Source organism: Pelosinus baikalensis (assembly GCF_020819555.1).
Taxonomy (GTDB): domain Bacteria; phylum Bacillota; class Negativicutes; order DSM-13327; family DSM-13327; genus Pelosinus; species Pelosinus baikalensis.
Genome location: NZ_JAJHJB010000010.1, coordinates 35861 through 49168, shown reverse-complemented (window position 1 = coordinate 49168; position 13308 = coordinate 35861). Strand labels below are relative to the sequence as shown.

Sequence of the window (13308 nt, the reverse complement as noted above, 5' to 3'; positions counted from 1 at the left end):
TTCTGAATATTCATAAAAAAGAAGGGAGAGTTACTATGTCGCAAGCACAGAAAGGTGATTGGGTACAAATATATCAGGTGATTTTACCGGTGGGCGAACGTGCACCACAGGTGCCAGCAGAAACAGCAGGTGTTCCTTTGGAGATGTGGGTGAAAGGATTTTTAGAGGAAGAACAAGCACAAGTGGGTACTGATGTAACTATTCGTTCACTGGCTGGTCGCTTACTACAGGGACAGTTGGTAGCTATAAAACCCGATTATGAGGTTAACTATGGCTTTCCTCAACCAGAATTGTTAACGATTGGTGTTGAATTAAGGGCGATATTGGAGGGGAATGGTAATGTCTAATACTAGCTACCAAGCGGTAATTACTCGGAAACCGGAAATTATCAAAAAAGCAACGAATATTGATTATGCTGCATTTGAAAGTGGTGAGATTGGGTTTGATTATGAGCGCATGATGAGCCAGGTGGCATATAGTTTGAATAAGATTCGTCAAATACAACAGGAAACCGGAGTTGGCAATACGCCGTTACTGGAACTAAAAAATATTACGGCTTTGGCTAGACAGCTAGCTGGTCCAGGAAAGGGTGCCAGGATTTTTATCAAAGATGAAGCCTGCAATCCGTCAGGCAGCTTTAAAGCACGGCGGGCTTCGGTATCCGTTTATCATGCTAAACAGCATGGGTATAAAGGGGTTGTTGCTGCAACTAGTGGTAATTTTGGTGCAGCAATTGCTTCCCAAGCTGCCATGCGTGGCTTAAAAAGCATTATTGTTCAAGAAGTGTTTGACAGCCGTGGCATTGGACAGCCGGAAATATTGGAAAAAGGAAGAGCCTGTGAAGCATATGGTGCTGAGGTTATTCAAATGACTGTTGGTCCAGAACTTTTTTATCAATTCCTTCTTGTGCTGGAACAAACAGGCTATTTCAATGCCTCGTTATATACTCCATTTAGTATTTGCGGCATTGAAACCTTAGGAACCGAAATCGCAGAACAGACGTTATTGGCGACAGGGCGAAAGCCAGATGCCGTTGTTGTAACCCATGCTGGTGGCGGGAATGTGACTGGTACAGCGCGAGGCTTGCAACGGGCCGGTTGTGAAAGCAGCCAGATTGTTGCTGCTAGCGTTGACTTGAAAGGTCTGCATATGGCCAGTGACATTGATTTTAACCGCAAATCGTTTACTACCGGACACACTGGTTTTGGCATGCCGTTTGCGACTTCTCCTGATCGTGCGGATGTACCGCGGAATGCGGCACGACCATTACGCTATATGGATCGCTATGTAACGATTACGCAGGGTGAAGTATTTTATGTAACTGAAATGTTGGCTATGCTGGAAGGTTTGGAACGTGGACCAGCTGGTAATACGTCATTGACCGCTGCCTTTGTTATGGCTCAGCATATGGAACGTGATGAGGTTATTGTTGTGCAAGAAACGGAATATACGGGCGCTGGGAAACATCCTTCTCCACAGCTTTCATTTGCCAAAAAGAATGGGATTGAAGTGCGTCGCGGTAATCCAATCGAAAATGTGCCAGGCAAAGCGATCATTATCCCTGAACATCCTGGGCAAATCAATATCAAAGACATTAATTTGGGCAGAGTACGTCAATCTTATCTTCGTAATGCGCTAGGTAGTGTCGGTACTGGAGCACTGCATCCTCAGGATATTGAATTCTTGGCAGCTGAAACTAGGCTCGAAGCAGCAATCGTTGAGAAAAAAGTCCGTGAGTTACAAGCGAACCTGTGATGTTCGACAGGTTAATTCATTGGTTACAATTTGGTTTAGGGGGTGATCCCAGATATTTCTGGGAATTATATGCAGAGAAATGATGATTATTTACAGCGAAGAGTTCATCTAGCACCTTTGACGGATGAAGAATTAAAGGATCATTTTTGGGAATTGGCAAAACAACTAGTTGAGCCGCTGGTTGAACTGGCAGATACACATACTTCGCCGTCGGTGGAGCGTTCGGTATTGTTACGCATGGGATTTTCTAGTATGGAAGCCAAAGAAATTGTTCAGCATTGTGAGGAACAAGGACTTCTGGGCAAGGGGGCTGGTCATGCTGTATGGCGGCTAGCTGCATTAGAAAAGATAGACTATCGTGAAGCTGGCTTGCAGTTAGGTAAAGGTCAAGGTTGGGAGAAATTAGCGCAGTTTTGGGCAAAGGGGGGAGCATAATGATATTGAATCATGAAGATAAGATTTCGTTGGAAGCAATATTAACAGATTTACAGACATATCGTCCCAAACGCAAAGGCTGGACATGGCGCAAACCCCATGCAACTGGGAAAATCGGACCTTTTACCTATAAGCAGACATCGGAATCCCTTCAAGCGTCTGGAGGATTACCCGCATCCAAATATTTCAATAGTATTGATCCCCAGCCTGATTGTGTTATTACTACTGAAATAGCCTCAGGACGATTTGAGGACGATATCCGCCGTATGCGTATGGCAGCTTGGCACGGTGCAGATCATCTTATGGTTATTCGTACGGCAGGACAAAGCCACTTTGATGGCTTAATTGAAGGCACTCCTGAAGGTGTGGGCGGTGTGCCGATTACGCGCAAACAACTTCGCGCTACCCGCAAAGCACTAGACTATATTGAAGAGGAAGTCGGTCGCCCGATTAATTTCCATTCTTATGTAAGTGGTGTAGCAGGCCCAGAAGTTGCTGTGCTGTTTTCTGAAGAAGGAGTAAATGGAGCGCACCAAGACCCACAATATAATGTATTGTACCGCAATATCAATATGTACCGTTCCTTTGTTGATGCTGCTGTTGCCAAGAAAATGATGGCAACAAGTGGTATGGCCCAAATTGATGGTGCACACAATGCCAATGCTACGGCGCGTGAAGCGTGGAAAGTAATGCCGGAATTGATGGTGCAGCATGCTATCAATTGTCAATATTCTGTAATGGCAGGGATGCCCAAGGACAAGATTTGTTTGTCTACCGTGCCGCCAACTGCGCCGCCAGCTCCGTGTATTAGCTTGGATCTGCCCTATGCTGTAGCATTGCGCCAACTGTTCAAGGGTTATAGATTTCGCGCACAAATGAATACTAAGTATATGGAATCCTGCACACGGGAAGTTACAACTACCCATGTGCTGAATACGTTGCTTTCAAGATTGACCAGTGCCGATATTCAAAGCACGATTACACCAGATGAGGGCCGCAATGTTCCTTGGCATTATAATAACATTCATGGTGTAAATACCGCGAAACAAACGCTGCTTGGGCTAGATGGTATTATGGATTATGTCACTCTCAATTTTGACGGACCTCTGGGTGAAAAAGTTCGTGAATTAAAAGAACGAGCTTGTTTATTCATGGAAGAAATTGTGGCATCCGGCGGTTACTTTACGGCAGTGAGCCAAGGGTTCTTCGTAGATTCAGGTTTCTATCCAGAACGAGGTGGAGATGGTATTGCGAGGCAAATGAATGGCGGCGTTGGAGCAGGCACCATAGTTCCCCGGGATAAAGACTATATGGCACCGGTTTGTGATCACTTCGGTTATAATAAGTTGCCAGCAGATTGTAGTGTTACCGAACCATGTAATTTGATTGACGGTTGTACCTTATGCCATTCGGAAAAAATCCAGTGGATTGATGAACTGGATCCAGAAGATAATGTATATGAGCGGTTGGCTCAGAATGAAACAGAACGTAAAGAAGGGTTATTACGTCCAGAAGTACAGTGGCATGGTGACGGTATCGTTTGTATGACCATGTTTTTGCCGGCAGCGGAACGTGTGGCAGAATTTGCTGCAAAGGATATTGCGGAACGATTGGGATTAGAAGATGTTGAAGTTATTCACAAACAAGCCATGCATCCTTCAGAGGGAGCACTAATTGAAGTAAAAGGTAAGGTACCATTCGGTATCGATCCGGCGAAATTAGTGATTCCGCCTTTAGTTGAACCTCTAAGTGAAGAGGCAATCAGGCAATATGTTAGTGAGAATAAGTTGAAAATCGTGGCAGCCACAGTAGGGGAAGATGAGCATTCTGTTGGTCTAAAGGAAATCCTTGATATTAAGCATGGTGGGATTGAGAAATTTGGCATCGAATGTAATTATCTGGGAACATCCGTATCGGTAGAAAAACTAGCAGATGCGGCGGTGGAAATTGGCGCAGACGCGATTTTGGCTAGTGCAATTATCTCCCATTCTGATATTCATCGCATCAACATGCGGCGACTACATCAATATTGCCAGGAAAAAGGCATTCGACAAGATCTGATCGTTGTTTGTGGTGGAACACAAATTACGAATGAAATGGCCAAGGAAGAAGGCATGGATGCTGGCTTTGGTCGTGGTACGAAAGGCGTTCATGTAGCTAGCTTTTTAGTCGATCAGCATCGCGCAAACAAGAAAGGGTGAATAGGATGAAAACTGTTGATATGTTGGTTGCCGAAATTGGCAGCACGACGACTGTTGTAAATGCCTTTCATAGCATTGATACAGATGCGCCGATTTTTGTTGGGCAGGGGCAGGCAGCTACGACCGCATTGGCAGGTGATGTCACTATTGGTTTATATCAGGCAATTGCTTGTTTGGAAAAAAGGCTGGGGACTCAGCTCGCTTGGCAGGAGATGATGGCCTCCAGTAGTGCAGCTGGTGGGCTTAGGATGACGGTACATGGTCTGGTTTATGATATGACTGTGAAAGCGGCGCAGGAAGCGGCTTTAGGGGCTGGTGCGAACATTTATTGGGTGACAGCCGGCGAACTGAGTGATGCTGATATTGATACGATTGAACGCACTAAGCCGAATATTATCTTATTGGCTGGCGGGGTAGATTATGGTGAAAAAGCGACAGTAATTGCTAATGCCAGGCGTTTGAGTCATCTGACTTGTCCAATACCGATTATCTATGCTGGTAATAGGGCAGTTAGCGATGAAGTATGGCAGATACTGACTGCAGGTGGTATACCAGTGACGATAGTCGAAAATGTTTATCCGCGGATTGATCAGTTGAATATTGAACCAACCCGCCGGGAGATTCACGATGTGTTTGAAAAACACATCGTCGAAGCTCCTGGTATGCAAAAAATTAGGGAATTGGTGAATGGAAGCATCATTCCGACACCAGGAGCTGTCATGAAGGCTGCCCAATTGCTACGTGAAAGTATCGGGGATTTAATGGTCTTAGATGTGGGCGGAGCGACTACCGATGTTCATTCTGTAGCAGAAGGTGATCCGGAAATCACAGCCATGCTGGTTGGTCCGGAGCCATTTGCTAAACGCACGGTAGAAGGCGATTTGGGAGTCTATGTAAATGCTGATAATGTACTGGCACTTTGTGACAATAGTAAGCTTTGTAAACAGCTAGACTGTACACCACAAGAATTGACTGCTTTACGGACACCACTGCCGGCTACTGATAAAGAAAAATTATTTGCAGGTTATTTGACGGATATGGCTGTACAGACAGCCGTAAATCGGCATGTTGGTAATATTGAGCATATTTATGGTCCAACCGGAAGGTTAACAGTTGCTAGAGGTAAAGACTTAACTGGAGTTAAATGGATCATCGGCACAGGCGGGGCATTGACTCGTTTGCCGGTGGGACTGGATATTTTGGCAAATATTAACGCGCCGTCTAGTAGTAATTTGTTGCTGCCACGGCAGGGGCACGCTCTGGTTGATCGGCATTATATTATGGCATCTGCTGGAATGTTAGCCCAGAAGTATCCCCAGGCAGCTTTGGGTATATTGCGGCAAAGTTTTTTCGATGACTAAACCGCTCTAAGACTCCCCATCTTCTATCTCGTTAACAGAATGTAATCCCCTTCCCCTCTGGTCAGCAGGATAACAGTCTGTAGAACTCGAAGTAAGTTCGCTCTAAGGGTCTCTAGACCCAAGGCTCACTTATATAAGTGGGAGTTAAGAGCGGCTAATTTCGGCTAAGATTCAGGTGGAGTTAAAACTCCATCTGAATCAAGTCTTTTTATCTAACATCTCGGGTTTTCGAGAGATACATTGATAATGTGGGAGGAAATCGCAGATGGAATTAATAGTATATACATTAAATTCTTTTGCAAAAACAGAAGATGGAGGAAATCCTGCAGGTGTTGTATTACAAGCAGATGGTCTTTCAGATGAAGAAATGTTAAGTATCGCACAGCAAGTTGGCTTTTCTGAGACAGCATTTGTGCAAGAGTCAGAGAAAGCAAATTATAAAGTACGTTTTTTTACTCCTAATTCTGAGGTGGATTTATGCGGTCACGCGACAATTGCAACGTTTACCTTGTTAAAAATTAAAAAAATTATTGAAGATGGAATTCTGTGCCAAGAAACAAAAGCGGGCATTTTAAATATTGAAGTTCATAATGATAAAATTTACATGAACCAGAATACTCCAGAGTATTTTAATATCATTGATAAAAATGAGATTGCAGATAGTTTAAATATTACTCAGAATGATTTTGTTTCTCACTTGCCTGTTCAGATAGTTTCTACTGGGCTAAAAGATATAATGATTCCTATCAAAAGCTTGGATAGGTTATTAGCGATAACACCAGATCTTGAAAAAATAACTGCTTTAAGCAAGAAGTATAATGTAAGTGGTTTTCATGTTTTTTCGTTAGAAACTAAATTTGATTCTACTGCACACTGTAGAAATTTTGCACCTCTTTATAATATAAATGAAGAGTCTGCTACGGGCACATCAAATGGAGCTTTAGCTTGTTATTTGTATAATCATGGGATTGTTAATAAAGAACAATCCTCTGAACTTATATTTGAACAGGGATATTCCATGCAGAAACCCTCTGAAATATTAGTTCGACTAAAGATAGATAAAAATAAAATTTGCGAAGTAAAAGTTGGAGGAACGGCTATTATAAAGCAAGAATTGAGCTTGGGCAAACCAATTTTTCCTTCAGTAATACTGGAGGAAAAAAGACCAAGACAAAAGCCTTGATCGATATAACATCTCGGGTTTCCGAGAGAGTACATATCAAAAGAAGAGGTAAAAACGGTACTAGAGAGGGCAAATGATTTTGTCAGTAAACATTTTTCCTTTATCTTTTATCCGAGGACTAAGATTCAGGTGGAGTTAAAACTCCATCTGAAACAGATCTTCTTTATTTTAGGTTATATTTTTTAAGTTTGTACTGTAAAAGCTGGCGAGTAAGTCCTAAGGACTTTGCCGCCCATGTAATATTGCCGTTTGACTTGTTGAACGCGGCGCAGATTAGTTCTTTTTCGATGGTCTCTCGATGTTCGATTAATTTTGTGGGTTCGGTACAAATTATATTGGCTGCCTGTGAAGATTTTGATACCGTTAGTAGATTAGACAAGAATAATGCCGGTAGGTGGTGCATTTGTATTTCTTGTTCTGTCGATACAAGGTTCATGGCTCCTTCAATTGCATGCTGAAGTTCTCGTATATTGCCTGGCCATGAGTGCTGGTAAAAAGCGTCTAACACCGTGGATGAAACTTTCTTTATATCCAATTCCAAACTCTGATTATATTTTTCAATAAAGTGATCGATGTAAATTGGAATGTCCTCTTTATGTTCGCGCAGAGGGGGTATGTGAAGGGTTACAGTGCCAAGACGATAATAGAGATCTTCCCGTAGTTGTTTTTGGGCTATTGCATCAAAAGGATTCACGTTTATTGCGGAAATAACTCGGACATTAATAGCTATTTCATTTGTTGCTCCCACTCTGCGAATGGAGTGTTCTTGGAGTACTCTCAATAGTTTAGCCTGTAGATTAATGTTCATGGAGTTAATTTCATCGAGGAGCAAAGTTCCACCTTGAGCTTGCTCAAAAAAACCCGGTCGGTCAAGGGCACCGGTGAACCCCCCTTTGGCAGTTCCGAAAAGCAATCCTTCTAGCAGATGTTCTGGCAGAGCCGCACAGTTTATTGCAACAAATGGACCTTGCTTGCGAAGGCTGGCATTATGAATGCTTTGTGCAAACAACTCTTTTCCTGTTCCTGTTTCACCATACAATAGTATATTTGATGAGGAGCGTGCCACCCGATTTGCTTGTACCTTCACGGTTTTTAATGCATCAGAGTTTCCAATGATATCAGAAAAAGTATAGCGGGTGCTAAAAGGTTGTGCTACATTCAGCACATTCTTCTGGGCAGATAGGTTTTGTTGCAAGTCAATGATTTTTTCGGCGAGCATCTGAATAAAGGTGATATCTTTGGCGATTTCCAGAGCTCCAAACAATTCATTGTTAAAGTATATCGGTGTAGTGCTGTTTACTGTGATGACTCTTTTATTTTGAGCAGTAATATAAGTTTGTCGTCGGTCATTTAAAGGTCTCCCCAATTTTAACGCAGTAATGAGCGTACTGTTTTCTGCTTCCAGATAAGGCATTGTGTTTAGCAATTTCTTGCCTAGTATATTGTTGACGTCTTCGCCTTCTAATTTTGCCATCATACTATTATATACAATTGTTGTCTCTTGCTTATCAATTACCTGAATACCTACATCCAAGCTATTTAAGATTGTTTCATATAATAATAATTTTTGTTCAGCGATTGCCAGCTGTTCTCTTAGTTTATGTTCTTGATCCATTACTAGTTCTTTGGATTTAGTCATATTTTGCTCCCCCATATAAAGGTATCATATTTTCAATATTCTGCATTTTGTAAAAAAATTCCTATCTACCAGACATTGGTAATCAAATTTATATTTTGAATATTCCCGTATAAAGTTATAAAAGTAATATGAAATATTAGACTCCGATAAAACCATCAGTCTAGTAGTGGCGATTGGTCCTGTTATTATGATGAAATTTATTGCAGAAACAACCAGACCCTATGGGGTTCCAATTCTGAATTTGTATTAGAAGTAGACATTGTTATTTTGCCTTGGTCAAGGTCCTAATCCTTTAGTACAATCTACCACAAAAGGATTAGAGACGAATAAAAAGTGCAATATTGCTGCTCACGAAGAAACCAGCGTTACCAGTAAACTAGGTGTATTTGCTGGTAGTGATATTGTAACTGGTGCAGCGACTGTTGTTTTGGCCATGGGGGCAGGAAAGAAGGCTGCAGCAGCCATTGACAGCTACCTGCAAGAAAAGAAAGCAAAACAAGAAAACAAAATTCAGGTGGAATTCAAAATCCATCTGAAGTTAAGTAGATTATAGAGATCTTCTTAACTTCCAGTGTAGAAGGAGAGTTTAGGGTGGCTGATGATCGAATAAAATAGTTGACAATTATAGCATTATAGTATATTATATAAATGTTGCTGAAATTAATACGACTCACTAGCTCAACTGGCAGAGCAACTGACTCTTAATCAGTAGGTTCGGGGTTCGATTCCCCGGTGTGTCACCAGTAAATTCAAGCCTTCGCAGGTCATGCGGAGGCTTTTTTATTTTAATCGTTGCCAAAACCGTTGCCAATGGTGGGCATAAAAAAATATACAGCACCAATCTGCACTAATCAATAGTATTCATTTCTTAAACTTACTTTCTATACTTTTTATAGAATCGCGTTTTTCTAAGGGAATAAAATGAAAATATGTTTTATAAGTTATTGTGATATCGCTATGACCTAATCGCTTTGATACATATGAAATATCTTCGTTTTCCGCTAATAAGTGGCTGGCGTGTGTGTGGCGCAAGCAATGGAAGGTGAGTCTAGGAAGTCCACAATCAATACAGAAACCGGGAAACCATGACGAAGGGGTATCAGGATGAATAGGTTGTCCATTGTTCCTGCAAAATATTAATTTATTGTCGGTGTATTGCGGTATACTTTCGTCTCTTTCCTTGTTTTCCGCATTATTTGCTTCTGCATCTTTTTTAGCTTTTTCTTGTTTTTCCTTAACTAAATTTAATATATCAAGCACCTCGCTAGTGACTTCAATTATGCGTTTGTTTTTATTCTTAGTGGATTTATATATGCAACCATTGTCGGGGGTGTATGATATAGAACGTTTAACAAAAATCGTTGATTTGTCAAAGTCAACACTATCCCATGTTAAAGCTAATAATTCACCGCGCCTCATTCCCGTCCGGAGGGCTAGTGCTACCAATGCGTAATAGTCAGTGTCTATGGTATGACGCTCCAACGTGGTTATTTGCTCTGCTGTGAAGACTTTTACAAGGTCTTCGTCTTCATCAAAATCTTGATCCGGCGGTTCTGGAATAGTAATCTTATCCGCAACATTCCTAGGTAAAATTTCATCTTCATACACAGCATGGTTGAGAATGCGCCTAATTACTTGATGGTGATATAAAACAGTTCTTTTGCTTACTGGTTGGCCTTTTTTGCTATCTTCCTCTCTGCCAGCCAATCTGCCCTCTTCATAAATTCGCTGATAAAAATTCTTTAATTGGGATCGAGTTAAATCTCCAATTTTAGTATTACCGATCCAGGGTACTATGCGAAGGTCTATACATTTTTTATAACTTGTAAATGTCTTAGGGGCCAATCTTTTCGCTTCTGGTGTTTTAAGCCAGTTGGTGAAGTATTGTTCTACAGTTAAATTAGGCGACTTGATAAATGTTTTATTAGCTATTTCCCCTAAGATAATATCTAGTTGGCGTTGCGCTTCACTCTCGTCATCGGTCTTTACGGATTTCGACCAACGTTTTCTTATGCCCGTTTCGGGATCAATTCCTTCATCGATTATTAGAGTATAACTACTTTTATGACGGTTTTCTATGCGACCTTTTGCCATTTTTACCTCCAATTTATAATTAAGACACAGCTTATCCATTTTTATGGGGCTGTGTCTTTTTTTATTTCTATCTATTTTTTAAATGCAATAATTCCAGTGGTACTCCGCTGTTTGCTGCAAGATGAGATAATGACACGTCCTGATGTTCATACAGCAAGGTATCTGGTAATAACAGTTCAACAGCAAATTCGTTTGCTTCTCGCTCAATTTTAGAAATAGAAAAAAGAGTATTTTTTCTAAGAAAAGGCGTGTTTACTTCTGGATGAAAAATAGAATGCCCTAGTTCATGAGCGCATACAAATTGTTGTTCCGATTCGTTAAGTTCTTGATTGATATGAATTATTTTAATGCGTTTGTATGTATTAAAGTATCCCAAGGTATCTTTTAACCTTTCAAAAAGGATAACTACGCCCATCTCCCTAGCGATTTGGAAAGGGCAATTTGTGTGGAATTTTTTAATTAATTTTTTCGCCATTTTTTTACGCATCTACGAAAACCCTCCCTTGAGGCTATTTCTTATATTTATTAGGTGTGAATTTTTTCTTTGCCATTTGTTTGGCGAGGCGCATTGAGTTTTCTAAAGAAATACGCAACAATTCCTTGCTTTCTTCATCTAAAGGCTCACCATCGTAAAAAGACATAGCTTCTTGGTTCTCTAGATTAGAGAGCATTTTTTCTAAGTCGCGGGCAATGTCTCGCTCTTCTTTTGGCAATAGAGAGGATTGAGGTAACTTTTCCTTTAGACCTTCACCATCATTATCTTTAAGCAGTTCACTCATAGTAACACCCAAAATATTGGCTATGTTTTCCATTAACTCTAAACTGGGATTTCTTTTGTTATTTATGACATAACTTAGATGGGTTGGGCTTATACCCAATTTTCCAGCGAGTTCTTTAGCTGGAATTTTATTTTCCATCATAATATTGCGAAGATTATCGCCGACCATAAAATCACCTCACAAACTGTTAGTTTATCCAATTATAAACTAACAGTTAATATAATGCAATGAAATATTGAGATATATTGAGGAAACATGAGAAAATAAACAATAGGTTTATTTAATTGATGAAATATGATAAACTATAAGTTTATTTGAAGGTTTCAACAAACTATGAGTTCATGATAAGATAAACTCACAGTTTAAGAAAGGACGGTGATTCCGTGAACAACATTGACAAAATCAGATTAAAGAAGCACTTAAGTTATGGTGTTATTGCCAAGGAGGCAGAATTAACCCCAACTTATATTCACCTATTGGCAAAAAGTAAACGCACTAATCCAAGCTTAGATGCAATGAAAAAAATATCACTAGCACTAGGAGAGAAAGTAGGATATGTCTTTCCAACAACCTGAAAAAACAAATGAATTAAAAAAGGAGTGCTTATATGACTTGCAAATGTGGCATAGACCTTACGCCAAAAGCGAAATTTTGCCCTGAGTGCGGAACGCCTGTCCCAAAACCAGAACCATTAAAAGAATCCAAAATAGAAGAAATTCTCACCACTTATGAAGCAGCTGAATTCTTGAAAATATCTCGTTGGAAGATATATGACTTAATCCGTAAAAAGCAAATTCCATTTAAAGAAGTTGGAACGCAAAAACGATTTGTAAAAGCGAGATTGATTGAATGGATGCAAGTCTAACCTCTATTTATTGCCACAGTATATCTTCTATTTGAGGAAAAGGAGCATAACCACATGACAGGTCGCTACTCAACAATAATGGCTCTGCAATATCACCGAAAGGTAGTACATAATCTCAGCCGCATGAAAAGTCCCGAAGTAAGCAAGATGATCAAACGTCATGCGAAAACGGTGGACAGGTTGAGCAAAAAAATTAAAACGAAAGGATGGTCGATAGCGTGACCGAGTTAACAATCATTAATCAAAACGGCAAATTACTGGCTAATAGTCGGCAAGTTGCTGAAATGATAGGCAAAGAGCATTCTCATTTAATGAGAGACATTCGAGGATATATAAGTATTTTAGACCCCAATCCAAAATTGGATTCGGCTAGATTCTTTATTGAAAGTACATATTTAGATTCTCAGCAGCAAGCAAGGCCTTGTTACCTACTAACTCGCAAAGGTTGCGATATGGTAGCCAATAAAATGACAGGTGAGAAAGGAGTACTATTCACCGCTACATACGTTACCCGCTTCGAAGAAATGGAACAGCAATTAACTCAACCGCAGCAGCTTACCCGAATGCAGATTCTTGAAATAGCAATGGCGGCAGAAAAGCAAGTGGTAGAGCTACAAGCAACCATTACCGAGCAAAGGCCAAAGGTATTACTAGCCAATTCCGTAACAGCCAGTAAAAAGTCAATCCTAATCGGTGAACTAGCAAAAATCCTCAAGCAAAACGGCATAGACATAGGCCAGAATCGTTTATTCGAATGGCTAAGAAGCAAAGGTTACCTTGGCAGGAAATGCGGTGACAACTTCAATTTACCAACTCAAAAGGCAATGGAAATAGGGCTGTTTGAAATAAAGAAAACCGCCATAAACCATTCAGATGGGATTCGCATTGAACGAACTACCAAGGTTACAGGCAAAGGGCAGCTATATTTTGTTAATAAATTTTTGACCAAAGAACTAGCAAAAATTTAGGGGGTGTTAGAGTGGCCCAAGTACAGAT

13 protein-coding genes, 1 tRNA gene and 1 pseudogene are annotated in these 13308 nt (G+C 40.6%); 11 read left to right on the top strand and 4 right to left on the bottom strand.

Features of this window, described 5'->3' with window-relative positions; translation table 11 throughout:
- The first annotated feature begins 35 nt into the window (after window positions 1–35).
- From ortA to LMF89_RS09335, 6 genes are all read left to right on the top strand, one after another.
- On the top strand, window positions 36–347 hold the full coding sequence (ortA, locus tag LMF89_RS09360; RefSeq protein WP_007952724.1) for a 2-amino-4-oxopentanoate thiolase subunit OrtA: 312 nt from the start codon (window positions 36–38) through the stop codon (window positions 345–347).
- A complete protein-coding gene (ortB, locus tag LMF89_RS09355; protein ID WP_229534830.1) occupies window positions 340–1755 on the top strand; it encodes a 2-amino-4-oxopentanoate thiolase subunit OrtB in 1416 nt (471 codons plus the stop codon). The genes ortA and ortB overlap by 8 nt, the downstream gene beginning before the upstream one ends.
- Before the next feature lie 69 nt (window positions 1756–1824).
- On the top strand, window positions 1825–2190 hold the full coding sequence (locus LMF89_RS09350; RefSeq protein WP_229534829.1) for an ornithine aminomutase subunit alpha: 366 nt from the start codon (window positions 1825–1827) through the stop codon (window positions 2188–2190).
- Window positions 2190–4391 carry a D-ornithine 4,5-aminomutase subunit OraE gene (gene oraE / locus LMF89_RS09345; protein ID WP_229534828.1) on the top strand — a complete coding sequence of 734 codons (2202 nt, stop codon included), beginning with the start codon at window positions 2190–2192 and terminating at the stop codon, window positions 4389–4391. Before LMF89_RS09350 ends, oraE begins: the two co-directional genes overlap by 1 nt.
- 5 nt (window positions 4392–4396) lie before the next feature.
- Complete coding sequence (locus tag LMF89_RS09340; RefSeq protein WP_229534827.1) at window positions 4397–5752, top strand: GlmL-related ornithine degradation protein; 1356 nt, start codon at window positions 4397–4399, stop codon at window positions 5750–5752.
- Between the two features lie 265 nt (window positions 5753–6017).
- Window positions 6018–6935: a PhzF family phenazine biosynthesis protein gene (locus LMF89_RS09335; RefSeq protein ID WP_229534826.1), complete on the top strand. Its 918-nt coding sequence runs from the start codon at window positions 6018–6020 to the stop codon at window positions 6933–6935.
- Between the two features lie 163 nt (window positions 6936–7098).
- Here the strand turns inward: LMF89_RS09335 and LMF89_RS09330 are convergent, their stop codons facing one another.
- Window positions 7099–8574: a sigma-54 interaction domain-containing protein gene (locus LMF89_RS09330; RefSeq protein WP_229534825.1), complete on the bottom strand. Its 1476-nt coding sequence runs from the start codon at window positions 8572–8574 to the stop codon at window positions 7099–7101.
- Window positions 8575–8805: 231 nt separating this feature from the next.
- Here LMF89_RS09330 and LMF89_RS09325 point away from each other — a divergent pair.
- Together LMF89_RS09325 and LMF89_RS09320 are read left to right on the top strand one after the other, a co-directional pair.
- Window positions 8806–9127 (top strand): annotated as a pseudogene (locus LMF89_RS09325) (hypothetical protein); the annotation flags it as partial.
- Between the two features lie 114 nt (window positions 9128–9241).
- Window positions 9242–9317 (top strand) — tRNA-Lys (locus tag LMF89_RS09320).
- 118 nt (window positions 9318–9435) lie between these two features.
- On the opposite strand, the gene LMF89_RS09315 is transcribed toward LMF89_RS09320, so the two are convergent.
- From LMF89_RS09315 to LMF89_RS09305, 3 genes are all read right to left on the bottom strand, one after another.
- A complete protein-coding gene (locus LMF89_RS09315) occupies window positions 9436–10668 on the bottom strand; it encodes a site-specific integrase (protein ID WP_229534824.1) in 1233 nt (410 codons plus the stop codon).
- A 67-nt stretch (window positions 10669–10735) separates the two neighbouring features.
- Complete coding sequence (locus LMF89_RS09310) at window positions 10736–11155, bottom strand: ImmA/IrrE family metallo-endopeptidase (protein ID WP_229534823.1); 420 nt, start codon at window positions 11153–11155, stop codon at window positions 10736–10738.
- A 22-nt stretch (window positions 11156–11177) separates the two neighbouring features.
- On the bottom strand, window positions 11178–11615 hold the full coding sequence (locus LMF89_RS09305) for a helix-turn-helix domain-containing protein (RefSeq protein WP_007930574.1): 438 nt from the start codon (window positions 11613–11615) through the stop codon (window positions 11178–11180).
- Window positions 11616–11830: 215 nt separating this feature from the next.
- On the opposite strand from LMF89_RS09305, the gene LMF89_RS09300 reads away from it, so the two are divergent.
- The 3 genes from LMF89_RS09300 (at window position 11831) to LMF89_RS09290 (ending at window position 13280) form a co-directional block, all read left to right on the top strand.
- The gene (locus LMF89_RS09300; protein WP_007930573.1) at window positions 11831–12022 is read left to right on the top strand and encodes a helix-turn-helix domain-containing protein; all 192 of its coding nucleotides are present in this window, start codon (window positions 11831–11833) and stop codon (window positions 12020–12022) included.
- A gap of 32 nt (window positions 12023–12054) precedes the next feature.
- Window positions 12055–12312 (top strand): excisionase family DNA-binding protein, encoded by a 258-nt coding sequence (locus LMF89_RS09295; RefSeq protein WP_229534822.1) that lies wholly within the window; start codon window positions 12055–12057, stop codon window positions 12310–12312.
- A 218-nt stretch (window positions 12313–12530) separates the two neighbouring features.
- Window positions 12531–13280 carry a phage antirepressor KilAC domain-containing protein gene (locus LMF89_RS09290; protein WP_229534821.1) on the top strand — a complete coding sequence of 250 codons (750 nt, stop codon included), beginning with the start codon at window positions 12531–12533 and terminating at the stop codon, window positions 13278–13280.
- Window positions 13281–13308: the final 28 nt, after the last annotated feature.

Excerpts from the sequence above, each read along its gene's own strand:
- LMF89_RS09335 (WP_229534826.1), top strand. The coding sequence starts at position 6,018 with ATGGAATTAATAGTATATACATTAAATTCTTTTGCAAAAACAGAAGAT.
- oraE (WP_229534828.1), top strand. The coding sequence starts at position 2,190 with ATGATATTGAATCATGAAGATAAGATTTCGTTGGAAGCAATATTAACA.
- LMF89_RS09330 (WP_229534825.1), bottom strand. The coding sequence starts at position 8,574 with ATGACTAAATCCAAAGAACTAGTAATGGATCAAGAACATAAACTAAGA.
- LMF89_RS09295 (WP_229534822.1), top strand. The coding sequence starts at position 12,055 with ATGACTTGCAAATGTGGCATAGACCTTACGCCAAAAGCGAAATTTTGC.
- LMF89_RS09305 (WP_007930574.1), bottom strand. The coding sequence starts at position 11,615 with ATGGTCGGCGATAATCTTCGCAATATTATGATGGAAAATAAAATTCCA.
- LMF89_RS09350 (WP_229534829.1), top strand. The coding sequence starts at position 1,825 with ATGCAGAGAAATGATGATTATTTACAGCGAAGAGTTCATCTAGCACCT.
- LMF89_RS09315 (WP_229534824.1), bottom strand. The coding sequence starts at position 10,668 with ATGGCAAAAGGTCGCATAGAAAACCGTCATAAAAGTAGTTATACTCTA.
- ortB (WP_229534830.1), top strand. The coding sequence starts at position 340 with ATGTCTAATACTAGCTACCAAGCGGTAATTACTCGGAAACCGGAAATT.
- LMF89_RS09310 (WP_229534823.1), bottom strand. The coding sequence starts at position 11,155 with ATGCGTAAAAAAATGGCGAAAAAATTAATTAAAAAATTCCACACAAAT.
- LMF89_RS09340 (WP_229534827.1), top strand. The coding sequence starts at position 4,397 with ATGAAAACTGTTGATATGTTGGTTGCCGAAATTGGCAGCACGACGACT.
- ortA (WP_007952724.1), top strand. The coding sequence starts at position 36 with ATGTCGCAAGCACAGAAAGGTGATTGGGTACAAATATATCAGGTGATT.